This window comes from Streptococcus sp. V913 (assembly GCF_054353455.1).
In genome coordinates this window covers 15,736-38,320 of the sequence record NZ_JBTHHX010000006.1, presented here as the reverse complement: position 1 = coordinate 38,320, position 22,585 = coordinate 15,736, and the positions used below count along the sequence as shown (strand labels likewise).

23 protein-coding genes, 12 tRNA genes and 1 pseudogene are annotated in these 22,585 nt (G+C 42.3%); 34 read left to right on the top strand and 2 right to left on the bottom strand.

Annotated features, from left to right (window positions below; translation table 11 throughout):
* Positions 1–53 precede the first annotated feature (53 nt).
* From ACXYSL_RS09185 to ACXYSL_RS09130, 12 genes are all read left to right on the top strand, one after another.
* Positions 54–126, top strand: a tRNA-Val gene (locus ACXYSL_RS09185).
* Positions 127–131: 5 nt separating this feature from the next.
* Positions 132–202: transfer RNA gene (locus ACXYSL_RS09180), tRNA-Gly, on the top strand.
* A 33-nt stretch (positions 203–235) separates the two neighbouring features.
* Positions 236–309, top strand: a tRNA-Ile gene (locus tag ACXYSL_RS09175).
* An 11-nt stretch (positions 310–320) separates the two neighbouring features.
* Positions 321–392: transfer RNA gene (locus tag ACXYSL_RS09170), tRNA-Glu, on the top strand.
* Positions 393–398: 6 nt separating this feature from the next.
* Positions 399–488, top strand: a tRNA-Ser gene (locus tag ACXYSL_RS09165).
* A gap of 10 nt (positions 489–498) precedes the next feature.
* Positions 499–572 (top strand) — tRNA-Met (locus ACXYSL_RS09160).
* Positions 573–575: 3 nt separating this feature from the next.
* Positions 576–648, top strand: a tRNA-Phe gene (locus ACXYSL_RS09155).
* Positions 649–665: 17 nt separating this feature from the next.
* Positions 666–746, top strand: a tRNA-Tyr gene (locus ACXYSL_RS09150).
* 12 nt (positions 747–758) lie between these two features.
* Positions 759–829: transfer RNA gene (locus ACXYSL_RS09145), tRNA-Trp, on the top strand.
* A gap of 14 nt (positions 830–843) precedes the next feature.
* Positions 844–916: transfer RNA gene (locus ACXYSL_RS09140), tRNA-His, on the top strand.
* Between the two features lie 13 nt (positions 917–929).
* A tRNA-Gln gene (locus ACXYSL_RS09135) sits at positions 930–1,001 on the top strand.
* A 9-nt stretch (positions 1,002–1,010) separates the two neighbouring features.
* A tRNA-Leu gene (locus tag ACXYSL_RS09130) sits at positions 1,011–1,094 on the top strand.
* Between the two features lie 109 nt (positions 1,095–1,203).
* Here the strand turns inward: ACXYSL_RS09130 and ACXYSL_RS09125 are convergent.
* Positions 1,204–1,600, bottom strand: a pseudogene (locus ACXYSL_RS09125) (transposase); the annotation flags it as partial.
* Positions 1,601–1,824: 224 nt separating this feature from the next.
* Here ACXYSL_RS09125 and ACXYSL_RS09120 point away from each other — a divergent pair.
* The 8 genes from ACXYSL_RS09120 to ACXYSL_RS09085 all read left to right on the top strand — a co-directional run bounded on the left by ACXYSL_RS09120 (position 1,825) and on the right by ACXYSL_RS09085 (position 9,958).
* Complete coding sequence (locus ACXYSL_RS09120) at positions 1,825–3,102, top strand: glutamate--cysteine ligase family protein (RefSeq protein WP_458624554.1); 1,278 nt, start codon at positions 1,825–1,827, stop codon at positions 3,100–3,102.
* A gap of 75 nt (positions 3,103–3,177) precedes the next feature.
* On the top strand, positions 3,178–4,662 hold the full coding sequence (thrC, locus tag ACXYSL_RS09115) for a threonine synthase (RefSeq protein WP_458624553.1): 1,485 nt from the start codon (positions 3,178–3,180) through the stop codon (positions 4,660–4,662).
* A gap of 60 nt (positions 4,663–4,722) precedes the next feature.
* Positions 4,723–6,003 (top strand): MATE family efflux transporter, encoded by a 1,281-nt coding sequence (locus tag ACXYSL_RS09110; RefSeq protein ID WP_458624552.1) that lies wholly within the window; start codon positions 4,723–4,725, stop codon positions 6,001–6,003.
* A 3-nt stretch (positions 6,004–6,006) separates the two neighbouring features.
* Positions 6,007–6,627 (top strand): HAD family hydrolase, encoded by a 621-nt coding sequence (locus ACXYSL_RS09105; protein ID WP_458624551.1) that lies wholly within the window; start codon positions 6,007–6,009, stop codon positions 6,625–6,627.
* A 165-nt stretch (positions 6,628–6,792) separates the two neighbouring features.
* Positions 6,793–7,989: a LysM peptidoglycan-binding domain-containing protein gene (locus ACXYSL_RS09100; protein ID WP_458624550.1), complete on the top strand. Its 1,197-nt coding sequence runs from the start codon at positions 6,793–6,795 to the stop codon at positions 7,987–7,989.
* Between the two features lie 148 nt (positions 7,990–8,137).
* On the top strand, positions 8,138–9,001 hold the full coding sequence (locus ACXYSL_RS09095; protein ID WP_458624549.1) for a DUF2262 domain-containing protein: 864 nt from the start codon (positions 8,138–8,140) through the stop codon (positions 8,999–9,001).
* A gap of 158 nt (positions 9,002–9,159) precedes the next feature.
* On the top strand, positions 9,160–9,585 hold the full coding sequence (locus ACXYSL_RS09090; RefSeq protein WP_000723482.1) for a MarR family winged helix-turn-helix transcriptional regulator: 426 nt from the start codon (positions 9,160–9,162) through the stop codon (positions 9,583–9,585).
* Between the two features lie 10 nt (positions 9,586–9,595).
* The gene (locus tag ACXYSL_RS09085; RefSeq protein ID WP_458624548.1) at positions 9,596–9,958 is read left to right on the top strand and encodes a DUF1304 domain-containing protein; all 363 of its coding nucleotides are present in this window, start codon (positions 9,596–9,598) and stop codon (positions 9,956–9,958) included.
* A 40-nt stretch (positions 9,959–9,998) separates the two neighbouring features.
* On the opposite strand, the gene ACXYSL_RS09080 is transcribed toward ACXYSL_RS09085, so the two are convergent.
* Positions 9,999–10,856 carry a DUF975 family protein gene (locus tag ACXYSL_RS09080; RefSeq protein WP_458624547.1) on the bottom strand — a complete coding sequence of 286 codons (858 nt, stop codon included), beginning with the start codon at positions 10,854–10,856 and terminating at the stop codon, positions 9,999–10,001.
* A 116-nt stretch (positions 10,857–10,972) separates the two neighbouring features.
* Between ACXYSL_RS09080 and tgt the strand changes: the two genes are divergently transcribed.
* The 14 genes from tgt (at position 10,973) to ACXYSL_RS09010 (ending at position 22,520) form a co-directional block, all read left to right on the top strand.
* Positions 10,973–12,115 (top strand): tRNA guanosine(34) transglycosylase Tgt, encoded by a 1,143-nt coding sequence (gene tgt, locus ACXYSL_RS09075; RefSeq protein ID WP_061588011.1) that lies wholly within the window; start codon positions 10,973–10,975, stop codon positions 12,113–12,115.
* Between the two features lie 131 nt (positions 12,116–12,246).
* Positions 12,247–14,064 carry an acyltransferase family protein gene (locus ACXYSL_RS09070; protein ID WP_458624546.1) on the top strand — a complete coding sequence of 606 codons (1,818 nt, stop codon included), beginning with the start codon at positions 12,247–12,249 and terminating at the stop codon, positions 14,062–14,064.
* Positions 14,065–14,204: 140 nt separating this feature from the next.
* Entirely contained in the window at positions 14,205–15,356 is a 1,152-nt protein-coding gene (gene nagA, locus ACXYSL_RS09065; RefSeq protein WP_458624545.1) for an N-acetylglucosamine-6-phosphate deacetylase, read from the top strand.
* Positions 15,357–15,508: 152 nt separating this feature from the next.
* Positions 15,509–15,874, top strand: a complete 366-nt coding sequence (locus ACXYSL_RS09060; RefSeq protein WP_458624544.1) for a DUF1033 family protein — start codon at positions 15,509–15,511, stop codon at positions 15,872–15,874.
* Positions 15,875–15,936: 62 nt separating this feature from the next.
* Positions 15,937–16,878, top strand: a complete 942-nt coding sequence (comGA, locus tag ACXYSL_RS09055) for a competence type IV pilus ATPase ComGA (protein WP_458624543.1) — start codon at positions 15,937–15,939, stop codon at positions 16,876–16,878.
* The gene (gene comGB / locus ACXYSL_RS09050) at positions 16,826–17,842 is read left to right on the top strand and encodes a competence type IV pilus assembly protein ComGB (protein WP_084874105.1); all 1,017 of its coding nucleotides are present in this window, start codon (positions 16,826–16,828) and stop codon (positions 17,840–17,842) included. The genes comGA and comGB overlap by 53 nt, the downstream gene beginning before the upstream one ends.
* Before the next feature lies 1 nt (position 17,843).
* Positions 17,844–18,167, top strand: a complete 324-nt coding sequence (comGC, locus tag ACXYSL_RS09045; RefSeq protein ID WP_084874106.1) for a competence type IV pilus major pilin ComGC — start codon at positions 17,844–17,846, stop codon at positions 18,165–18,167.
* Entirely contained in the window at positions 18,130–18,564 is a 435-nt protein-coding gene (gene comGD, locus ACXYSL_RS09040; protein ID WP_295589374.1) for a competence type IV pilus minor pilin ComGD, read from the top strand. The genes comGC and comGD overlap by 38 nt, the downstream gene beginning before the upstream one ends.
* Entirely contained in the window at positions 18,527–18,829 is a 303-nt protein-coding gene (gene comGE, locus ACXYSL_RS09035) for a competence type IV pilus minor pilin ComGE (RefSeq protein ID WP_167266658.1), read from the top strand. Before comGD ends, comGE begins: the two co-directional genes overlap by 38 nt.
* A complete protein-coding gene (gene comGF, locus ACXYSL_RS09030) occupies positions 18,792–19,253 on the top strand; it encodes a competence type IV pilus minor pilin ComGF (RefSeq protein WP_000250702.1) in 462 nt (153 codons plus the stop codon). Before comGE ends, comGF begins: the two co-directional genes overlap by 38 nt.
* Positions 19,231–19,644, top strand: a complete 414-nt coding sequence (gene comGG, locus ACXYSL_RS09025; protein ID WP_458624542.1) for a competence type IV pilus minor pilin ComGG — start codon at positions 19,231–19,233, stop codon at positions 19,642–19,644. The genes comGF and comGG overlap by 23 nt, the downstream gene beginning before the upstream one ends.
* A gap of 32 nt (positions 19,645–19,676) precedes the next feature.
* Positions 19,677–20,267: a class I SAM-dependent methyltransferase gene (locus tag ACXYSL_RS09020; RefSeq protein ID WP_458624541.1), complete on the top strand. Its 591-nt coding sequence runs from the start codon at positions 19,677–19,679 to the stop codon at positions 20,265–20,267.
* A gap of 58 nt (positions 20,268–20,325) precedes the next feature.
* Positions 20,326–21,279: a class I SAM-dependent methyltransferase gene (locus ACXYSL_RS09015; protein WP_458624540.1), complete on the top strand. Its 954-nt coding sequence runs from the start codon at positions 20,326–20,328 to the stop codon at positions 21,277–21,279.
* Between the two features lie 50 nt (positions 21,280–21,329).
* Positions 21,330–22,520 (top strand): acetate kinase, encoded by a 1,191-nt coding sequence (locus tag ACXYSL_RS09010; protein ID WP_458624539.1) that lies wholly within the window; start codon positions 21,330–21,332, stop codon positions 22,518–22,520.
* Positions 22,521–22,585: the final 65 nt, after the last annotated feature.

The window sequence follows — 22,585 nt, the reverse complement described above, 5'->3', positions numbered from 1 at the left end:
CGGATGAGAGAAACGAAGTTTCTTACCGTTGGCTGAGCTAGACTCCACCCTTTGGGAGTTTAGCTCAGCTGGGAGAGCATCTGCCTTACAAGCAGAGGGTCAGCGGTTCGATCCCGTTAACTCCCATTTTAGCGGGTGTAGTTTAGTGGTAAAACTACAGCCTTCCAAGCTGTTGTCGCGAGTTCGATTCTCGTCACCCGCTTTGAACTTTGTTCAAATACCAAGTTTTTAACTTGGGCGCGTAGCTCAGGTGGTTAGAGCGCACGCCTGATAAGCGTGAGGTCGGTGGTTCGAGTCCACTCGTGCCCATCTATGGATATGGTCCGTTGGTCAAGGGGTTAAGACACCGCCTTTTCACGGCGGTAACACGGGTTCGAATCCCGTACGGACTATTTGTTGGAGGATTACCCAAGTCCGGCTGAAGGGAACGGTCTTGAAAACCGTCAGGCGTGTAAAAGCGTGCGTGGGTTCGAATCCCACATCCTCCTTTTATATTAACGCGGGATGGAGCAGCTCGGTAGCTCGTCGGGCTCATAACCCGAAGGTCGTAGGTTCAAATCCTGCTCCCGCAATTTGGCTCGGTAGCTCAGTTGGTAGAGCAATGGATTGAAGCTCCATGTGTCGGCGGTTCGATTCCGTCTCGCGCCATATTTTATTTATAACTTGGAAGGGTAGCGAAGAGGCTAAACGCGGCGGACTGTAAATCCGCTCCTTCGGGTTCGGGGGTTCGAATCCCTCCCCTTCCATTGCTTTTAGTTACGGGCATAGTTTAAAGGTAGAACTAAGGTCTCCAAAACCTTCAGTGTGGGTTCAATTCCTACTGCCCGTGTTAATAAAATTATGGCGGGTGTGGTGAAGTGGTTAACACACCAGATTGTGGCTCTGGCATGCGTGGGTTCGATCCCCATCACTCGCCTATTTTATATTATTGGGGTATAGCCAAGCGGTAAGGCAAGGGACTTTGACTCCCTCATGCGTTGGTTCGAATCCAGCTACCCCAGTTACTATTTGCCGGCGTGGCGGAATTGGCAGACGCGCTGGACTCAAAATCCAGTGTCCGCAAGGACGTGCCGGTTCGACCCCGGCCGCCGGTATAGTATTAAAGACAAGGTTTCTAGGCCTTGTCTTTTCTTTTATCTGATTATCTGTATTTGCTTGAGTTACTAAAAATTACGGCTCTTTGTCAACTGTAGTGGGTTGAAGTCAGCTAAGTCGAGAAAGGACGAATTTCGTCCTTTCTTTTTTGATGTTGAGAGCGATGAAAATCCGTTTTTGAACTTTTCAAAGTTCTAAAACTAATGGCATTTCGCTTGATAAGTTTGATGAGATTATTAGTCGCTTCTAATTTTGCATTAGAATAGGGTAACTGAAGAGCGTTGACGATTTTCTCTTTGTCCTTGAGGAAGGTTTTAAAGACAGTCTGAAAAAGAGGATGAACCTGCTTTAGATTCTCCTCAATGTGCCTGAGCCTAGAAATTCGAAAGCGAAGCTGTTTAGCTAAGTCATAGTAAGGACTAAACATATCCATCGTAATGATTTTCACCTGACAGCGAACGTTTCTATCGTAGCGAAGAAAGTAATTTCGGATGATAGTTTGTGTGGTTACTTACAGTTTACACCAATGAAACGCTATGAGTCTTTTGTTGCACTATATTTTACAATTTATCACACAAAAATAGGCTCCATAATATCTATAGGGGATTTACCCACTACAAATATTATAGAGCCTTATTTTTGAGTGCCATTCTAATCTTTTTTGCTTAGATTTTTGGTATAATATTATTTATTCACAATTTATTTTGATTATGAAAGTGTTGGTATTTGATGTCTCGGTCTGTTGAATTACTAAAGAAACGTTACTTAAAGAATATAAAAGAGAACCCAGATTTATTTATTGGGATTGAGTTAGAATTTCCTATTGTAAATTTAGAGGGTAAAGCTACAGATAGTGAAGTTGTTAAGGATCTCTTTCGGTATTTACCATCAGTACTGGGCTTTACTATCGAAAAAGTGGATGATTTTGGGAATCCAATTCAGTTACTTGATCTAGTCAGCCAAGATACGATCTTGTTTGAGGTTGCTTATACGACAATTGAGTTTGCATTTGGAAAGGCCGAATCGATCCAAGAGGTAGAAGAACGCTTTAACTTCTATATGGCTACGATTCAGAATAAGTTAGGTGAAGCTAATCATGCTATTGTTGGCTGTGGCCTTCATCCTAACTGGGATAAAAATGAGAATTGTCCAGTGGCTTTTCCCCGCTATCAGATGTTGATGGATTATTTGAACTTAAGTAGAAGTAAGACTAGTAGAGGTTTACACGATTTTCCTGAGTATGGAGCCTTTATCTGCGGTAGTCAGGTTCAACTGGACGTTTCAAGGTCCAACTACCTGCGTGTTATCAATGCTTTTACTCAAATTGAAGCAGCTAAAGCTTATTTGTTTGCAAATTCTGAGTTTTCAGGGGCAGATTGGGATACCAAAATTTCGAGAGATATTTTTTGGGAAGAATCCATGCATGGTATCTATCCAGAGAATGTAGGTGTCAATACTAGACTATTTAAAGATGAGGATGATTTTTTTGACTATCTAAATCATTCTGCAATCTTTACCGCGGAACGTGATGGCGAAACCTATTATTTTTATCCGATTCAGGCTAGGGACTATTTGGCTACACCTGAAATCCAAGCATTTACCTTTAATGGGGATGAGGTGTTAATTCATCCTCAGGAGGAGGATTTCCAAACTCATCGTAGTTACCAGTACCAAGACTTAACGACTCGAGGAACAGTTGAGTTTCGTAGTGTGTGTACTCAGCCGCTTGATAGGACTTTTGCTTCTGCAGCCTTTCATTTGGGCTTGTTGGTTCATTTAGACAAGCTTGAAACTTACTTGCGAACTGCTCCATTTTTTACCACAACTGGTCGTGATTATAAGCTTTTAAGACGACAATTTTCTAAAAAACAACTCACAGATGAAGAAGAAGCTGTGGTTCTCGAGTTTTCTAAAGATTTACTCACCCTAGCTGAGGAAGGACTGGAGAAAAGAGGTAAGCAAGAAATGGCTTATTTACAGCCTTTGAGAGACAAATTGGGATTATAATTTTTGCTATAAAGCGAGAATTTTCTGAAAAATCATGATATAATGGAAGAGACTATAGATAAAGGATAGAGATTCATGACATTAGTTTATCAATCAACGCGTGATGCCAATAATACAGTAACTGCCAGCCAAGCTATTTTGCAAGGTTTGGCGACGGATGGTGGTTTGTTTACACCGCTTTCTTATCCAAAGGTCGATTTGGACTTTGACACATTAAAAGATGCTTCTTACCAAGAAGTTGCTAAGTTAGTTTTGTCAGCATTTTTAGATGACTTTACTGCAGAGGAGTTGGACTACTGTATCAACAATGCCTACGATAGCAAGTTTGATACTCCAGCTATTGCGCCATTGGTGAAACTGGATGGGCAATACAACTTGGAACTGTTCCATGGTTCAACGATCGCCTTTAAAGACATGGCCTTGTCTATCTTGCCATACTTTATGACGACGGCCGCTAAAAAGCATGGTTTGGAGAACAAGATTGTCATTTTGACAGCGACATCTGGTGATACTGGGAAAGCTGCTATGGCGGGGTTTGCCGATGTGCCTGGAACTGAGATTATCGTTTTTTATCCAAAGGATGGTGTCAGCAAGGTACAAGAGTTGCAAATGACCACTCAGACTGGAGATAATACCCATGTTGTAGCCATTGATGGGAACTTTGACGATGCGCAAACTAACGTGAAGCACATGTTCAACGATGTGGAACTTCGTGAAAAATTGGCTGCTAATAAACTACAGTTTTCATCAGCTAACTCTATGAATATTGGTCGTTTGGTACCACAGATTGTTTATTATGTCTATGCCTACGCTCAGTTAGTCAAGACTGGTGAGATTGTAGCTGGTGAAAAAGTCAACTTCACAGTACCAACTGGAAACTTCGGTAATATCTTGGCTGCCTTTTATGCCAAGCAAATTGGTCTGCCGGTTGGCAAATTGATCTGTGCTTCAAATGACAATAATGTTTTAACTGACTTCTTTAAAACACGTGTTTACGATAAGAAACGTGAGTTTAAGGTAACGACTAGTCCATCTATGGATATCTTGGTATCTTCAAACTTGGAGCGTTTGATTTTCCATCTTTTGGGGAATAATGCGGTTAAGACAACTGAACTCATGAATGCCTTGAATACACAAGGACAATATGAATTGACAGACTTTGATGCAGAGATTCTGGGTCTCTTTGCAGCTGAATATGCGACTGAGGAAGAAACTGCGGCAGAAATTAAACGTGTTTATCAAACAGATGCTTACATCGAGGACCCACACACAGCTGTTGCCTCAGCAGTTTATAGAAAATACCAAGCGGCTACTGGCGATGCGGCTAAGACAGTGATTGCTTCAACAGCTAGTCCATACAAGTTCCCAGTGGTTGCCGTAGAAGCGGTAACAGGAAAAGCAGGCTTGACTGACTTTGAAGCCTTGACTCAATTACATGAAATCTCAGGAGTGGCAGTGCCACCAGCAGTTGATGGCCTAGAAACGGCTCCAGTTCGTCATAAAACAACAGTGGCAGCTGCTGACATGCAAGCAGCGGTTGAGGCATATCTAGGACTTTAAGACAGAGAGAGTAAACTCGGTTGGGAAACCAACTGAGTTTCTTTTCATCAGGAGGAGAGATTGTTTAAGAAAAATAAAGACATTCTTAATATTGCATTGCCAGCTATGGGTGAAAACTTTTTACAGATGCTCATGGGGATGGTGGACAGTTACTTGGTCGCTCACTTGGGCTTAATCGCTATTTCGGGTGTTTCAGTGGCTGGCAATATTATCACGATTTACCAGGCGATTTTCATCGCTCTGGGAGCTGCTATTTCCAGCGTTATTTCAAAAAGTTTGGGGCAGAAGGATCGGTCTAAGCTAGCCTATCATGTGACTGAGGCGTTGAAGATTACTTTACTATTAAGTCTCCTTTTAGGAGCTTTGTCTATCTTCGCTGGACAAGAGATGATAGGACTTTTGGGGACTGAACAGGATGTGGCCGAAAGTGGAGGACTCTATCTATCTTTGGTGGGTGGATTGATTGTTCTCTTGGGATTAATGACCAGTTTAGGAGCCTTGATTCGTGCAACGCATAATCCTCGTCTCCCCCTCTATGTCAGTCTTTTATCCAATGCCTTGAATATTCTCTTTTCCAGTCTAGCTATTTTTATCCTTGATATGGGGATAGCGGGTGTTGCTTGGGGGACTATCTTGTCTCGTTTGGTTGGTCTTGTGATTTTGTGGTCACAATTAAAACTGCCTTATACGAAACCGACTTTTGGACTGGATAAAGACTTACTGACCTTGGCTTTGCCAGCAGCTGGAGAGCGGCTTATGATGAGGGCTGGAGATGTAGTGATCATTGCTTTGGTCGTTTCTTTTGGGACGGAGGCAGTAGCGGGAAATGCAATCGGGGAGGTTTTGACCCAGTTTAACTATATGCCTGCCTTTGGCGTCGCTACGGCAACGGTCATGCTGGTGGCTCGAGCAGTTGGAGAGGATAATTGGAAAAGAGTAGATAATTTGAGCAAACAAACCTTTTGGCTTTCTCTGCTCCTCATGTTGCCCTTAACATTTAGTATCTATGCCTTAGGGATACCACTGACTCATCTATATACGACCGATCCTGTAGCGGTTGAAGCTAGCGTTTTGGTGGCACTGTTCTCACTACTAGGGACTCCCATGGCGACAGGGACAGTTATTTATACGGCGGTTTGGCAGGGATTGGGAAATGCTCGCCTTCCCTTTTATGCGACAAGTATAGGGATGTGGTGTATCCGTATTGGGACAGCTTATCTGATGGGCATTGTTCTTGGTTGGGGCTTGCCTGGTATTTGGGCAGGGACTCTTTTGGATAATGGTTTCCGTTGGTTATTTCTACGTTACCGTTACCAACGTTATATGATGTTGAAAGGATAGGAAATGCAAAAAACAGCTTTTATTTGGGATTTAGACGGGACTTTATTGGATTCTTACGAAGCGATTTTATCAGGTATTGAGGAGACCTTTGCTCAGTTTTCTATTCCTTATGATAAGGAGAAAGTGAGAGAGTTTATCCTCAAGTATTCTGTGCAGGATTTGCTTGTGCAGGTGTCAGAAGAGAGAAAACTGGATGTGGAAGTGCTCAATCAGGTGCGTGCCCAGAGTCTGGCTGAGAAGAATGCCCAGGTAGTCTTGATGCCATGTGCGCGTGAGGTGTTGAATTGGGTAGACCAAGTAGGGATTCGGAACTTTGTTTACACTCATAAAGGGGACAATGCTTTTACTATTCTAAAGGATCTGGGATTGGAATCCTATTTTACAGAGATTTTAACCAGTCAGAGTGGTTTTGCGCGCAAGCCCAGTCCAGAAGCGGCTAACTATCTGCTAGACAAGTATCAGCTGGATCCTGAGAGCACCTATTATATAGGAGACCGGACTTTGGATGTGAAATTTGCCCAGAATAGTGGTATTCAAAGCATCAACTTTTTAGAATCTTCTTTTGAAGGCAATCACAGAATTCAAGAGTTAGCAGATATTCCTCATATTTTTGAGAGTAAGTAACGAGAAGATTGTGTCAGTTGTGTGACAGAGACCTAACAAACTGTTTCAAGTAATCGGGTTTGTTACAAGGAATAGACAGTTCTATTAAATAGGCCCGAGAGGGCTTTTTTTCTGCTTTTTTTGTGTTATGATAGACGGGTACTCATTTGAAAGGAATATGAAAGAATGAAGAAAAGAATTATTTTAGCCTCAACAGTAGCCTTGTCATTTGCCCCAGTATTGGCAACCCAAGCAGAAGAAGTCCTTTGGACTGCACGTAGTGTTGAGCAAATCCAAAACGATTTGACTAAAACGGACAACAAAACAAGCTATACAGTACAGTATGGCGATACTTTGAGCACCATTGCAGAAGCCTTGGGTGTAGATGTCACAGTTCTTGCAAATTTGAACAAAATCACCAATATGGACTTGATTTTCCCAGATACTGTCCTCACTACAACTGTCAATGAAGCAGAAGAAGTAACGGAAGTTGAGATCCAAACTCCTCAAGCAGATGCTAGTGAAGAAGTGACGACTGCGACAGCTGATTTGACAACCAACCAAGTAACCGTCGATGAACAAACAGTTCAAGTAGAAGACCTTTCTCAACCAATTGAGGAAGCTCCAACTGCAACAGAGACTGAAAAACCAGCAGAAGTAGCGCCAAGTTCAGAAGTTTCTGAGACAGCGACAGTTGCTGAAGAGACACCATCTACAGAAACACCTGTAGCTGAAGAAACAGCTGAAACGACTCCAGAGGAAGCACCAGTAGCTGAAACAACTGAAACCACTAGTCCGGTTGAAGAAGAAGCTCCTCAAGCAGCGACTCCAGCTACGGAGGAAACGGTAGCAACAACTCCAGCTGCAACACCAGAAACTGAAACGCCTGCTGATACAACGGAAACAAGTGCAGCAGAAGAAACAACAAATTCTGATACTACAACTTTGACTTATCAAGCAGAGCAAAGTCAAACTCCTTCAAGAACGTATGCTGCTCCAGCGGCTCCTGATTATGCAGGGCTTGCTGTAGCTAAATCTGAGAATGCTGGTCTTCAACCACAGACGGCAGCCTTTAAAGAAGAAGTAGCGAATTTGTTTGGCATTACATCCTTTAGTGGCTACCGTCCTGGTGACAGTGGGGATCATGGTAAAGGTTTGGCCATCGACTTTATGGTTCCAGTGAGTTCAGCACTCGGAGATCAAATTGCAGAATATGCAGTCAAAAATATGGCTAGCCGTGGTATCAACTACATCATCTGGAAACAACGTTTCTACGCTCCATACGATAGTAAATATGGACCTGCCTACACTTGGAATCAAATGCCAGACCGTGGTAGTGTGACCGAAAATCACTATGACCACGTTCACGTATCTATGAATTAAGAATAATAAGAAGCTATACATTTAAAAGTGTAGCTTCTTTTTGTGTAAAATAGTATTGATAAGTGAAATAAAATCTAAAACATGTTAAAATGTAAGCGAATACAAAATAATGCTAGGGCATTAAAAGCAGGGAGAAAGGATGAAGTGAATGACAAAACGATTAAAAACTCCATTTGAGAAAACAAGAGATGATTTTGAACAGGAATTTTGCGGAGAAATTGTCGAATTCTTGATTTTTACCCTCCAAAATGTAACTGGGGCCGCTTCTTTAAAAGATGGTTGTAAAATGCCGTCCGTTCATTTTAAAGCTAGTGTCAATGTTGCAACCCAGGAATTCTCTGAACGTGAGGGACGTTTGGAATGGGTATTGACTCCTGAGGAATTTGAAGAAAAGAGATGGGGCTTTAGTTTTGAACCCTACAAAATTCATCATATCAAATGTCAAAAACGCCCCTTCATGGAGTTAGAGCCATATATGTCAGAAGTAGCTAATAACTGCTACCACTTGCTGGAATACCTAGATGACCAATCCTCAGACTCTAGGTTAGAGACCTTGATTGAAACCTATCAAAAACCGGTCATCATTCAAGACGATATTGGCGAATTCACCTTAAACAGAGCCTATTCTTGGTTTGAAGGATTTATCACTTACGAGGGTGGTAAGATTCATGCTATTTTTGCTGCGAGTGCAGATGAAAGTCTCCCTCCAAGTTCTTTTGATGATCTAAAGAAATTTATGGGAACTTTCCAAGTTCAAGATACTCGGATTAAAGACTATATTGTCAAAGAACTGTGGGAAACAGCTCAAGATTGGATAGATTCAGATGAAAATGATGTGGAGTTAACAGAAGAGTATTTTACCAACTCTCTTTCCTTGAGTGAACTATCGATCAACGAAGACGGGGAATTGACCCTCTACTATGATGATAGCGAGGAAATTTTTGCAGGCCATGTCATCGAAGTTGTCATTGATAAAGAGGGAGAAATCCTTCGAGCAGATTTGGTAGGTTAGTGCTGGATTTTATCTAGAATATAGAAATAATAGCCTTTTGGGATTGAAACCAAGAGGCTATTTTTCGTGAGTAAGCAAAATGGTTGCGTTTTTAATCTTTCTGCAATATACTTGATAAGTCAATAGTTGATAAATCAAGTGTACGCAAGGAGGTAGAAATGAAAAAAATTAACGACTTACTGTACCAGCTCCATTTAACAGATCAGATGATCACTCAACTCTTTGAGAAACAATTGGGAATTAGTTTGACCCGCTATCAAATCTTGCAGTTTTTACTGCAGCAGTCACCCTGCAACCAGATTGCCGTTCAGGAGAAGTTGCAAATCGACCAGGCGGCCTTGACCCGTCATTTTAAGATACTAGAGTCAGAGGGCTATGTCAGTCGCAAGCGTAATCCGGCCAATCAGCGAGAAGTCTTAGTTGAATTAACCCAAGAAGCCAAGAATCAACTCTTAGTCAGTCCGCCTAAACATCATTTGCGAGTGAAGGAACAGATGGAGAGCATCTTATCGACAGCCGAGCAGAAAGAGCTAACAACTTTACTGACGAAACTAGTGTCAGGTCTAGAAAAAATAGAATTTTAAGGAGAAAACGATGTCAATTATTACCACAATTTTAGCAACCCTTGTTGCCCTCGAGCATTTTTACATTTTTTATCTGGAAAGTGTGGCTACGCAATCAGACACTACTAGTCGCGTGTTTAATGTGGATAAGGAAGAACTGGCTCGTTCTTCAGTGAGTTCATTATTTAAAAATCAAGGAATTTATAATGCTTTGATAGGGGTCTTTCTCTTGTACGGGATTTATTTTTCGCAAAGCTTGGAAATTGTGACCATCTTTGTTTTATTTGTGCTTGGTGCAGCGACCTACGGTTCTCTGACAGCAGACAAGAAGATCATTCTGAAGCAAGGTGGGCCCGCTATTTTGACTCTGCTGAGTATGTTACTTTTGAAATAAGAAAACCAGCGTCGTTCAGGACGCTGGTTTTTGTATGCTCTTATCCATTTCGACGTTTACGGGCTAGGAGGGCTCTGTAAAAGAAGATATGATTGTTTTGGATATAGGGAAGGAGTGAAAAACTAGCAATTCCAAAGGTGAGCCAGTTGAGGAAGTACCAAGGGAGTAGTTGTAGGTCAAGGACAAATCGCTGGAATTTGTAACCTTTCATCAAGAAACGGCTGGTTTTCAGGATTTGACTGGGTTTAGCCTGCCCTAAATCTAGAGTATCGCAGAGGAGGAATTCTACCTGCGAGTAGGCGTAATGTTGCGGGATATAGAGGCTGTTGCCCACAATCATCAAGATGAGACTCGCGAAAAAGTAGAGTCCAAAGGTCATAAGGAATTGCTCGTTTTCAACGGATGAGAGGTCTAATTTTGGAAATTCAGGATGTAGGGCGACAAATCTCCGAGCCAAGAGATTGCTATAAAAGAGAAAATAAACGCCTACTAAGTTTGGGATGCTCCATAAAAAGAGGTAGAAACGTTTGAGGAGGAGGGTGAGGAAGGTTTGTGTGAAGCGCTCTTCAGCAAAGAGGGCCAGACTAGATTTTACTGAGAGTTCCGTATCAGGATCCTTGAGGAGTCTGAGTGTCGCAAAGGCAGCACCTGCTAGAAAAATAGCGCTCATAAAAGAAACTACTAGCGGGAAGAGATAGGTTTGGAGAACTTGTGCCAGCATGCTGAAAAAGGATTGCTCTAAAACACTTTCCTGGAGACGAGCCAAGGGGTTGAGAAAGCCTGATAAGATGACCAGTATGCTAGGTAAGAGATAGACGAGAAAGAGGCGGGGATTTTCATCCTGAAATTGCCTGGCCTGCAGACGAATAGTTTTTAAATCAATTTTTGGGTGTTTCATTCTTTCATTATACCATAGTTCGTGACAGTTCCAGCTTTTTTTGATAAAATCATACAGTATGCCTTTGGGCGCAAAGTATGAACTGGGACTGTTTTTCCCAGCTTCGGAGGTAAAAAATGTCAGATTCACCAATCAAATACCGTTTGATTAAGAAAGAAAAACACACGGGAGCTCGTCTGGGAGAAATTATCACGCCGCACGGTACCTTTCCAACGCCTATGTTTATGCCAGTTGGGACCCAAGCCACTGTTAAAACCCAGTCGCCAGAGGAGTTGAAGGAGATGGGTTCAGGGATTATCCTCTCTAATACCTATCATCTGTGGCTTCGCCCTGGGGACGAACTCATCGCACGCGCAGGTGGTCTCCACAAGTTCATGAATTGGGACCAGCCAATTTTGACGGATAGTGGTGGTTTCCAGGTTTATTCTCTAGCAGATAGCCGTAATATCACAGAAGAAGGGGTAACCTTTAAAAACCATCTCAATGGTTCTAAGATGTTCCTATCGCCAGAAAAAGCCATTTCTATCCAGAATAATCTGGGCTCAGACATCATGATGTCCTTTGACGAATGTCCTCAGTTTTACCAACCCTATGATTACGTTAAGAAATCAATTGAACGTACCAGCCGTTGGGCTGAGCGTGGTTTGAAAGCTCATCGTCGTCCGCACGACCAAGGCTTGTTTGGGATTGTGCAGGGAGCGGGCTTTGAAGACCTTCGTCGTCAGTCAGCTCACGACCTTGTTAGCATGGACTTCCCTGGCTACTCTATCGGTGGTTTGGCTGTGGGAGAAACGCACGAAGAAATGAATGCAGTCTTGGACTTCACAACTCAACTGCTGCCTGAAAACAAACCTCGCTATTTGATGGGTGTGGGAGCGCCAGATAGCTTGATCGATGGAGTTATTCGTGGTGTGGATATGTTTGACTGTGTCTTGCCGACTCGTATCGCTCGTAATGGGACTTGTATGACTAGCCAAGGTCGTTTGGTTGTCAAAAATGCCCAATTCGCTGAAGATTTTACGCCACTGGATCCTGAGTGTGATTGCTATACATGTAAGAACTACACACGCGCTTACCTTCGTCACCTGCTCAAGGCTGACGAAACCTTCGGTATCCGCTTGACTAGCTACCACAATCTCTACTTCTTGCTCAACCTGATGAAGCAGGTCCGTCAAGCCATCATGGATGACAATCTCTTGGCATTCCGTGAGTATTTTGTAGAAAAATATGGCTACAACAAGTCAGGGCGCAATTTTTAAAGTGTAAAAATAGAATGCCAAAATCCTAAGTTTTCTCTTAGGATTTTTCTTCTTTTTTTGATAAAATAAGGTGTATTATGGAATAAAAATTAGATGTTTTTAAGATCTAATTGAGTGGGGAATAAACTCGTATGCGTATTAAATGGTTTTCCTTGATTAGGATTACAGGTTTACTTTTGGTGCTCTTGTACCACTTCTTTCAAACAATCTTTCCTGGAGGCTTCTTTGGGGTAGATGTCTTTTTCACTTTTTCAGGATTTTTGATCACTGCCCTCCTTTTAGAAGAATTCGGGAAAAAACGCCAGATTGATTTACTGGGCTTTTTTAAGAGACGGTTTTACCGCATCGTACCACCTGTGGTTCTGATGGTTTTGGTGACCATGCCCTTTACCCTCCTAGTTCGCCAAGACTATGTTGCTGGAATTGGCGGTCAGATTGCTGGAGTTTTCGGTTTTATGACCAACTTCTACGAAATGTTAACAGGGGGAAGTTATGAATCCCAGTTCATCCCGCATCTCTTTGTTCACAACTGGAGTCTAGCCGTTGAGGTTCACTACTATATTCTTTGGGGCTTAGCGGTTTGGTTCTTATCGAAACGTTCAAAATCTAGTAGTCAATTGAGAGGGATGGTATTTCTCCTTTCTGCGGGAGCTTTCATCATTAGCTTTTTCTCCATGTTTATTGGTAGTCTAATGGCTAGTTCCCATTCGTCTGTCTACTTTTCAAGTTTAACCCATGTCTATCCCTTCTTTTTAGGAAGTATTTTGGCGACGGTTGTGGGTGTTCGTCAGACGAGCGATTTAGTTAAGCAGTTTGATCGGACGTGGGATCTTCGTCAGAATTTACTGGTGTTTGCTGCAGGCCTCTTGGTATTAGTACTCTTGAACTTCTTTGTCAAGTTTACCTACCTATTCGCTTATCTATTTGGTTTCTTACTAGCAAGTTTAGCGGCCGTGACCATGATTCTTGCTGCGCGTGTCTTGCATGAGAAAACGCCTGAGATACAAGAACCTCGGATAATCACATTTTTAGCGGATACCAGTTATGCGGTTTACCTCTTCCACTGGCCTTTCTATATTATCTTTTCTCAATTGATGGGGAATCTATTGGCTGTTATCCTAACCGTTATCTTTTCCTATTTCTTCGCTATCTTATCCTTCTATATTATTGAGCCATTGATTGCCGGTAAGACCAATGCTTTAGTTAGAAAAATCACTAAACTGCATCATATCAGACCCATTAGTGCTAGTGTTGTGGGTGTTCTTTCCTTACTTACCCTGATTATCATAGCTATGGCTCCTCAAGTTGGAGCTTTTGAGACAGACTTGATGGTCAATGGTTTCAAGCAAGCTCAGACCAATATAGGACAAACAAAAACCCTTGCTGAACAAGCAGAGGCTAGCCGACTTGGAATTTCTGAGGGAACGAGTCTGATTGGAGATTCGGTAGCCTTGCGTGCTAATACAGCCTTACAGGAAGTATTGCCTGAGGCTCAAATTAATGCGCAAATCAGTCGTACAACCAAGCAAGCCAATGACATTATGCTTCTTAACAGCCAGAACAAGGCACTGCTAAAAACAGTTGTCATTGCAACAGGGGTTAATAATCCTGAAGGCTACAAGAATGATTTGGATAGCATCGTGAACAATCTACCGAAAGGACACCATCTGATACTGGTGACACCTTATGAGGGAGACAAGAGCAAGGACACTTATGCATCAGTGGAGCAGTATGCGGCTTATGCGAGAGAATTAGCTGAAAAGAATCCATATGTGAGCATCGCTGACTGGAATAAGGTCGCTAAGGAACACCCTGAAATCTGGGCTGGAACTGACCAAGTCCACTTTGGAAATGATAGCAACATGATTGAAGAAGGTGCTAAACTTTACGCAGAAACGATTGCAGCTGCTGTCAAGGCTGCTCAAGAACTGCCTGTAAAATCAAAATAAGATCAAAGAGTTGGAGAAATCCAGCTCTTTTAAAATATCTCTAGAAAATAGGTCTATACCATTTACAAATGAAAAGGAAAGGTTTATAATGTAATTGACATAATAAATTTTAGAATCAATCTATCAAGGAGGTTATCATTATGCCTAATTATATTAAAGCGGATCAGTTTTTCTACCCACACGGAGTTCGTCGTGGCGGTTACTTGGAACTTGTGGATGGCAAGTTTGGAAAGCATGTGGATCAAATTCCTGAAGGAGCTGAGGTGATTGACTATACAGGTTATAGCATTGCCCCAGGACTTGTGGATACCCACATTCATGGATTTGGCGGTGTGGATGTCATGGACAATAACATCGAAGGGACCCTTCATACCATGAGTGAAGGACTACTTAGTACAGGTGTCACCAGCTTCTTGCCAACGACTTTGACTTCCTCTTACGAGCAGTTGCTTGCGGTAACTGAAAATATCGGTGCTCGTTACCAGGAAGCAAGTGGAGCCAAGATTCGTGGGATCTATTTTGAAGGCCCTTATTTCACAGAGAAATACAAAGGAGCTCAAAACCCTGCTTACATGAAAGATCCTCGTATGGATGAGTTTCGTGCTTGGCAAAAAGCAGCAAATGGCTTGCTTAATAAAATTGCCCTTGCACCAGAACGTGAAGGTGTAGAAGACTTTGTTCGTACGATTACGGGCGAAGGTGTGACTGTTGCTCTTGGACACTCCAATGCGACTTTTGAAGAAGCTAAAAAAGCAGTCGATGCTGGAGCAAGTGTTTGGGTGCATGCCTACAATGGGATGCGTGGCTTGACTCACCGTGAGCTCGGTATGGTGGGAGCCATGTATGAATTGCCACATACTTACGCTGAATTGATTTGTGACGGTCACCACGTAGATCCAAAGGCCTGTGATATTTTGCTCAAACAAAAAGGAACTGAAAATATCGCTCTTATCACAGACTGTATGACAGCTGGTGGCTTGGAAGATGGAGACTACATGTTGGGAGAATTCCCAGTAGTAGTTGCCAATGGAACTGCTCGCCTCAAATCTACAGGCAATTTGGCAGGTTCTATCCTTAAACTCAAAGATGGTTTGAAAAATGTAGTCGAATGGGGCATTGCGAACCCGCATGAAGCCGTCATGATGGCCAGCCTCAACCCAGCAAAATCTGTTCACATCGATGATGTCTGTGGTCAAATCCGTGAAGGTTATGACGCTGACTTTATCGTACTAGATAAAGATTTGGAATTGGTAGCAACCTACCTAGATGGTGTGAAACGTTATCAAGCTTAAGATGATAAAATAGGGGTCAATAAAGGACTCCTATTTTTATTATCAGATGAAAATAATAGGATTAAAGAAATTGCTAATGGGGGAAACAAGCAAAATCCTTTTCTTGTAATAAAAAATTAGATATAATATACGATACAAAGGAAGTAGTAAGAATGTATCGTGTTATAGAAATGTATGGGGACTTTGAACCGTGGTGGTTCATAGAAGGTTGGGAAGAAGATGTCATCATGAGTCAATCTTTTGACAAGTATTATGATGCTCTAAAATATTATAAATCATGCTGGTTTGAGCTGGAAAAGAAGAATCCTCTTTATAAGAGTCGAAGTGATTTGATGACTATTTTTTGGGATCCTGCCGACCAACGCTGGTGTGATGAGTGCGATGAGTATTTGCAACAGTACCATTCTTTGGCACTTTTACAGGATGAGCAAGTCATCCCCGATGAAAAGCTACGTCCAGGCTACAAAAAACAAACAGGTCAAGAAAAGCACCGTTCTTGCCGTATGAAATGGAGATAAAAAAGTAACTTTTTAAGTTGCTTTTTTTATTTTTTTGCGAATAGTTAGATAAGGAGGGCGGTATGGTACAAGAAATTGCACAGAAAATTATTGCTACTGCGAAAGAAAAGAAGGCCCAGGATATCTATTTTATCCCCAAGGAAAAGTCCTACGAACTTCACATGCGGGTTGGAGACGAACGGTGTCTAGTTGACTCCTATGAGTTTGATGTTTTAGCTGCAGTGATTAGTCATTTCAAGTTTGTAGCGGGTATGAATGTAGGGGAGAAGAGACGTAGTCAGCTGGGATCTTGCGACTATCAGCATGGGGAGAAGGTGTCTTCTCTGCGTTTGTCTACCGTAGGAGATTATCGGGGACATGAGAGTTTGGTTATTCGTTTGTTGCACGATGAGGAACAGGAACTGCATTTCTGGTTTCAGGATCTAGCAGAACTAGGGGAACAACACAGGCAAAGGGGCCTCTACCTTTTTGCAGGTCCAGTTGGAAGTGGCAAGACGACCTTGATGCACGAATTAGCCAAGTCTCTTTTTAAGGGGCAGCAGGTCATGTCCATTGAAGATCCTGTCGAGATCAAGCAGGAAGACATGCTCCAGTTGCAGTTGAATGAGGCGATTGGCTTGACCTATGAAAATCTGATCAAACTATCTCTCCGACATCGTCCTGACCTCTTGATTATCGGTGAAATTCGGGATAGCGAGACGGCGCGTGCAGTGGTCAGAGCCAGTTTGACAGGGGCGACAGTCTTTTCAACCATTCATGCCAAGAGTATCCGAGGTGTTTATGAACGCCTTCTGGAGTTAGGTGTGACGGAGGAAGAATTAGCAGTTGTTCTGCAAGGAGTCAGCTACCAGAGATTAATCGGGGGAGGAGGAATCGTTGACTTTGCAAACAAAGACTTTCAAGAACACCAGCCAACTAGCTGGAATGCGCAGATTGACCAGCTTCTTAAAGATGGACATATCACAAGTCTTCAGGCTGAAACGGAAAAAATTAGCTACAGCTAAGCAGAAGAAAATCATCACCTTGTTTAACAATCTCTTCTCCAGTGGCTTTCATTTGGTGGAAATTATTTCTTTCTTGGGCAGAAGTGCCCTGCTGGAAAAGGACTATGTGACCCAGATGCACCAAGGCTTGTCCCAGGGAAAATCCTTCTCAAAAATGATGAACAGCTTGGGCTTTTCAAGTGCTATTGTGACCCAGTTATCTCTAGCTGAAGTGCATGGAAATCTTCACCTGAGTTTGGGAAAGATAGAAGAATATCTGGATAATTTGGCCAAGGTCAAGAAAAAGTTAATCGAAGTGGCGACTTATCCCCTGATTTTGCTGGGATTTCTCCTGCTAATCATGCTGGGATTGAGAAACTATCTACTCCCCCAACTGGACAGTGGCAATATCGCCACCCAAATCATCGGCAATCTGCCACAAATTTTTCTGGGGCTAGTGTTGGTTTGCTCTCTATCTTTGCTTTTAGCCCTCACTTTCTACAAAAGAAGTTCCAAGATGCGGGTCTTCTCGATGTTGGCACGGGTTCCCTTTCTGGGAATCTTTGTCCAGACCTATCTGACGGCCTATTACGCGCGTGAATGGGGCAATATGATTTCACAGGGGATGGAGCTGACGCAGATTTTTCAGATCATGCAGGAACAAGGTTCCCAGCTCTTTAAAGAAATCGGTCAAGATCTGGCTCAAGCCCTGCAAAATGGCCGCGAGTTTTCTCAGACTATAGGAACCTATCCTTTCTTTAAAAAGGAGTTGAGTCTCATCATCGAGTATGGGGAAGTCAAGTCCAAGCTGGGGAGTGAGTTGGAAATCTATGCGGAGAAAACTTGGGAGGCCTTTTTTACCCGAGTCAACCGCACCATGAACTTAGTACAGCCACTGGTTTTTATCTTTGTGGCCCTGATTATCGTTTTACTTTATGCGGCAATGCTTATGCCCATGTATCAAAATATGGAGGTAAATTTTTAAAATGAAAAAACTCATGACAAATTTAAAAAAAGCCAAGGTTAAAGCTTTCACTTTGATTGAAATGTTAGTTGTCTTGCTTATCATCAGCGTTCTTCTCTTGCTCTTTGTGCCCAATTTGACCAAGCAGAAGGATGCCGTAGATGATAAAGGAAAAGCTGCTGTTGTCAAGGTCGTGGAAAGCCAGGCAGAACTTTATCGTTTAGATAAAAATGATGACGCCAGCCTCAGCAAATTACAAGCGGACGGTCGTATCACAGCTGAGCAAGCCAAAGCTTATAAAGACTACCATGCAAAACAAAAAACAAGTCAAACTGTTGCAGATTAAGGCCTTTACTATGCTGGAAAGTCTCCTTGTTTTGGGACTTGTGAGTATCCTTGCCTTGGGCTTGTCCGGCTCAGTTCAGTCCAGTTTTGCAGCGGTGGAGGAGCAAATTTTCTTTATGGAGTTTGAAGAACTCTATCGGGAAACGCAAAAACGCAGTCTAGCCAGTCAGCAAAAGACCAGCTTGAATTTAGATGGACAGACGATCAGCAATGGCAGTCAAAAGTTGACAATTCCAAAAGGAATTCAGGGACCATCAGGACAAAGCATTATATTTGATCGAGCTGGGGGCAATTCCTCTCTGGCTAAGGTTGAATTTCAGACTAGCAAAGGAGCGATTCGCTATCAATTATATCTAGGAAATGGAAAAATTAAACGCACTAAGGAAACAAAAAATTAAGGCAGTGATTTTACTGGAAGCGTTGGTCGCTCTAGCTATCTTTGCCAGCATTGCGACCCTTCTTTTGGGACAAATCCAACAAAATCGACGGTTAGAGGCAGAAATCTTGCAAAAGGAAGAAGTCTTGCGTGTGGCGAAGATGGCTCTGCAAACAGGGCAAAATCAGGTAAACATAAATGGAGTTGAGATTCAGGTATTTGCTAGTGAAAAAGGATTGGAGGTCTACCATGGTTCAGAGAAATTGCTCGATCTTAAAGAGCAGTAAGGTAAGAGCTTTTACTCTTTTAGAATCTCTGCTTGCCCTTATCGTCATTAGCGGAGGTTTGCTCCTTTTTCAAGCTATGAGTCAGCTCCTCATTTCAGAAGTTCGTTACCAGCAGCAAAGCGAGCAAAAGGAGTGGCTCTTGTTTGTGGACCAGCTAGAGGCTGAGTTAGAGCGTTCGCAGTTTGAAAAGGTGGAAGACAATCGCCTCTACATGAAACAGGATGGTAAGGATATCTCTATAGGGAAGTCTAAATCGGATGATTTTCGGAAAACGGATACCAGCGGAAGGGGCTACCAACCTATGGTTTATGGGCTTAAATCAGCTCAAATTACAGAAGAAAATCAATTGGTTCGCTTTCGTTTCCAATTTCAAAAGGGCTTAGAAAGGGAGTTCATCTATCGTGTGGAAAAAGCAAAAAGTTAAGGCAGGCGTTCTTTTATATGCAGTCACCATGGCAGCTATTTTTAGTCTTTTGTTGCAGTTTTATTTGAATCGGCAAGTAGCCCATCACAAAGGCTTTGCCCTAAACAAAGAGAAGTTGGTCGCTTTCGCCATGGCTAAACGAAGCAAAGATAAGGCTGAGCAAGAAAGTGGGGAACGAGTCTTTAACTTAGGAAAAGTTACTTATCAAAATACCAAAACAGGTTTTGCAACAAGTGTTCGAATGAATAAGAGCAACTATGAATTTCTCTTTCCTTCGATGAAAATCCAAGAAAAGAAAACAGCTAAAAAGGAAGAGGTAGCGACTGATTCAAGCAATCAAGCAGGGAAGAAAAAATCAGAAGAAAAGCCTGAAAAGAAAGCCAATTCCTAGGCAATTTAACTACTTTGTGCTAAACTAAAAGCATGAAACACGATTTTAATCACAAAGCAGAAACCTTTGATTCGCCTAAAAATATCTTTCTTGCAAACTTGGTTTGTCAAGCAGTTGAAAAAAAGATTGATTTTCTATCAGACAAGGAAATATTGGACTTTGGTGGTGGGACGGGTCTATTAGCTTTGCCCATGGCCAAGCAGGCCAAGTCTGTTACCCTTGTGGACATCTCGGAGAAAATGCTGGAGCAAGCCCGTTTGAAAGCAGAGCAACAAGACATCAAGAATATCCAGTTTTTGGAACAGGATTTACTGGTGAATCCTTTGGAGCAGCAATTTGACCTGATTGTTGTCAGTCGAGTTCTTCATCATATGCCTGATCTAGATGCGACTCTTGCCATGTTTCACTATCACCTTAGGGAGAATGGACAGGTACTCATTGCTGATTTTGTCAAGACAGATACCAACCATCATGGCTTTGAATTGCCTGAACTGAAAACCAAACTCGACCAGTTTGGTTTTTCGAGCATTGACAGTCAGATCCTCTATAGTGCTGAAGGTCTTTTCCTAGGAAATTACGCAGAGCTCTTTTTAACTGTAGCCCAAAAATCACTCGCTGACTAAAGCAGTGATTTTTTCTCTTCAGATGGAAAAAATAGGGGAATTTTGATAAGATAGGAATATGGATTTTGAAAAAATAGAACAAGCTTATACGTATTTACTAGAGAATGTCCAAATCATCCAAAGTGATTTGGCGACCAACTTTTATGACGCCTTGGTAGAGCAAAACAGCATTTATCTGGATGGCGAAACTGAGCTAGAGAAGGTCAAGGAAAACAATCAAGCCCTTAGGCGCTTAGCACTTCGCAAGGAAGAGTGGCTCAAGACCTACCAGTTTCTTTTGATGAAGGCAGGACAAACGGAGCCTTTGCAGGCCAATCACCAGTTTACACCGGATGCCATTGCCCTCCTCTTGGTACTTGTTGTGGAAGAATTGTTTGAACAAGAGGAAATTAGTATCCTCGAAATCGGTTCTGGAATGGGAATTCTGGGGACTACTTTCTTGACTTCTCTCTCTAAAAAAGTAGATTACTTGGGAATCGAAGTGGATGACTTGCTGATTGATTTGGCAGCCAGTATGTCAGATGTGATTGGTTTACAGGCTGGTTTTGTTCAAGGAGATGCCGTTCGTCCGCAAATGCTTAAAGAAAGCGACGTGGTCATCAGCGATTTGCCTGTTGGCTATTACCCAGACGATGCTATCGCTTCGCGCTATCAAGTGGCTTCTAGTCAAGAGCATACCTATGCCCACCATTTGCTAATGGAACAAGGCCTCAAGTACCTTAAGTCAGATGGTTATGCTATTTTTCTAGCTCCGAGTGATTTATTGACCAGTCCTCAAAGTGACTTATTAAAAGGGTGGCTCAAAGACGAAGTGAGTCTGGCTGCTATCATCGCTCTGCCAGAGGATATTTTCTCAACTGCAAGCCAAGCTAAAAGTATTTTTGTCTTACAGAAGAAAAGAGACAAGGAAATAGAACCCTTTGTTTACCCTCTTACTAGCTTGCAAGATCCGTCAGTTTTGTTTACCTTTAAAGAAAATTTTCAAAATTGGAGCAAAGGTACTGAAATATAAAAGAGATTTTGTTATAATAGATGAAAACGCTTAAAAAGAGGTATCATCTTATGACAAAAACAATTGCAATCAATGCTGGAAGTTCGAGTTTGAAATGGCAACTATACCAAATGCCTGAAGAGAAAGTTTTGGCTAAGGGCTTGATTGAACGTATCGGCTTGAAGGATTCGATCTCAACTGTAAAATTTGACGACCGTTCTGAAAAACAAATTCTTGATATTGAAGATCACACACAAGCCGTTAAAATTTTATTGGATGATTTGATTCGTTTCGATATCATCAAATCTTATGATGAGATTACAGGTGTTGGGCACCGTGTTGTTGCAGGTGGAGAATATTTCAAAGAGTCAACAGTCGTTGAGGGAGATGTTTTAGAAAAAGTTGAAGAGTTGAGTTTGTTGGCTCCTCTCCACAATCCAGCTAATGCAGCAGGTGTTCGTGCCTTCAAGGAATTGCTTCCAGATATTACCAGTGTTGTAGTATTTGATACCTCATTCCACACAACCATGCCAGAGAAGGCTTACCGCTATCCTCTACCAATTAAGTATTACACTGAGAACAAGGTTCGCAAATACGGAGCCCACGGGACAAGTCATCAGTTTGTAGCTGGAGAGGCGGCAAAACTTTTGGGACGCCCTCTAGAAGACTTGAAATTGATTACCTGCCACATCGGTAATGGTGTTTCGATTACGGCAGTTAAGGGCGGTCGTTCGGTTGATACTTCTATGGGCTTCACACCACTTGGCGGAGTGATGATGGGAACTCGTACAGGAGATATTGACCCAGCTATCATTCCTTATCTAATGCAATATACAGAAGACTTCAATACGCCAGAAGATATCAGTCGCATTCTCAATCGTGAATCAGGACTCATGGGCGTTTCAGGCAAGTCAAGTGATATGCGTGATATCGAAGCAGCTGTAGCAGAAGGTAACCACGATGCGAAATTAGCTTATGAAATCTATGTTGACCGTATCCAAAAACACATCGGTCAATACCTTGCAGTCCTAAATGGAGCAGATGCAATCATCTTCACAGCAGGTGTCGGTGAAAATGCAGCAAATTTCCGTCATGATGTGATTTCAGGGATCTCTTGGTTTGGCTGTGATGTTGACCCAGAAAAAAACGTCTTTGGCGTGACAGGAGACATCTCAACAGAGGCAGCGAAGATCCGTGTCTTGGTTATCCCAACTGATGAAGAATTAGTGATTGCGCGTGATGTGGAACGCTTGAAAAATTAAGTAAAATACACGTAAAATTTGATTGTGAAAAGAAGTTGGGAAAGAGATTTTCCAGCTTTTTTTAT

Coding starts and splice junctions, on each gene's coding strand:
- ACXYSL_RS09120 (WP_458624554.1), top strand. CDS start 1,825: ATGTCTCGGTCTGTTGAATTACTAAAGAAACGTTACTTAAAGAATATA.
- thrC (WP_458624553.1), top strand. CDS start 3,178: ATGACATTAGTTTATCAATCAACGCGTGATGCCAATAATACAGTAACT.
- ACXYSL_RS09105 (WP_458624551.1), top strand. CDS start 6,007: ATGCAAAAAACAGCTTTTATTTGGGATTTAGACGGGACTTTATTGGAT.
- ACXYSL_RS09100 (WP_458624550.1), top strand. CDS start 6,793: ATGAAGAAAAGAATTATTTTAGCCTCAACAGTAGCCTTGTCATTTGCC.
- ACXYSL_RS09095 (WP_458624549.1), top strand. CDS start 8,138: ATGACAAAACGATTAAAAACTCCATTTGAGAAAACAAGAGATGATTTT.
- ACXYSL_RS09090 (WP_000723482.1), top strand. CDS start 9,160: ATGAAAAAAATTAACGACTTACTGTACCAGCTCCATTTAACAGATCAG.
- ACXYSL_RS09085 (WP_458624548.1), top strand. CDS start 9,596: ATGTCAATTATTACCACAATTTTAGCAACCCTTGTTGCCCTCGAGCAT.
- ACXYSL_RS09080 (WP_458624547.1), bottom strand. CDS start 10,856: ATGAAACACCCAAAAATTGATTTAAAAACTATTCGTCTGCAGGCCAGG.
- tgt (WP_061588011.1), top strand. CDS start 10,973: ATGTCAGATTCACCAATCAAATACCGTTTGATTAAGAAAGAAAAACAC.
- ACXYSL_RS09070 (WP_458624546.1), top strand. CDS start 12,247: ATGCGTATTAAATGGTTTTCCTTGATTAGGATTACAGGTTTACTTTTG.
- nagA (WP_458624545.1), top strand. CDS start 14,205: ATGCCTAATTATATTAAAGCGGATCAGTTTTTCTACCCACACGGAGTT.
- ACXYSL_RS09060 (WP_458624544.1), top strand. CDS start 15,509: ATGTATCGTGTTATAGAAATGTATGGGGACTTTGAACCGTGGTGGTTC.
- comGA (WP_458624543.1), top strand. CDS start 15,937: ATGGTACAAGAAATTGCACAGAAAATTATTGCTACTGCGAAAGAAAAG.
- comGB (WP_084874105.1), top strand. CDS start 16,826: ATGGACATATCACAAGTCTTCAGGCTGAAACGGAAAAAATTAGCTACA.
- comGC (WP_084874106.1), top strand. CDS start 17,844: ATGAAAAAACTCATGACAAATTTAAAAAAAGCCAAGGTTAAAGCTTTC.
- comGD (WP_295589374.1), top strand. CDS start 18,130: ATGCAAAACAAAAAACAAGTCAAACTGTTGCAGATTAAGGCCTTTACT.
- comGE (WP_167266658.1), top strand. CDS start 18,527: ATGGAAAAATTAAACGCACTAAGGAAACAAAAAATTAAGGCAGTGATT.
- comGF (WP_000250702.1), top strand. CDS start 18,792: ATGGTTCAGAGAAATTGCTCGATCTTAAAGAGCAGTAAGGTAAGAGCT.
- ACXYSL_RS09020 (WP_458624541.1), top strand. CDS start 19,677: ATGAAACACGATTTTAATCACAAAGCAGAAACCTTTGATTCGCCTAAA.
- ACXYSL_RS09015 (WP_458624540.1), top strand. CDS start 20,326: ATGGATTTTGAAAAAATAGAACAAGCTTATACGTATTTACTAGAGAAT.
- ACXYSL_RS09010 (WP_458624539.1), top strand. CDS start 21,330: ATGACAAAAACAATTGCAATCAATGCTGGAAGTTCGAGTTTGAAATGG.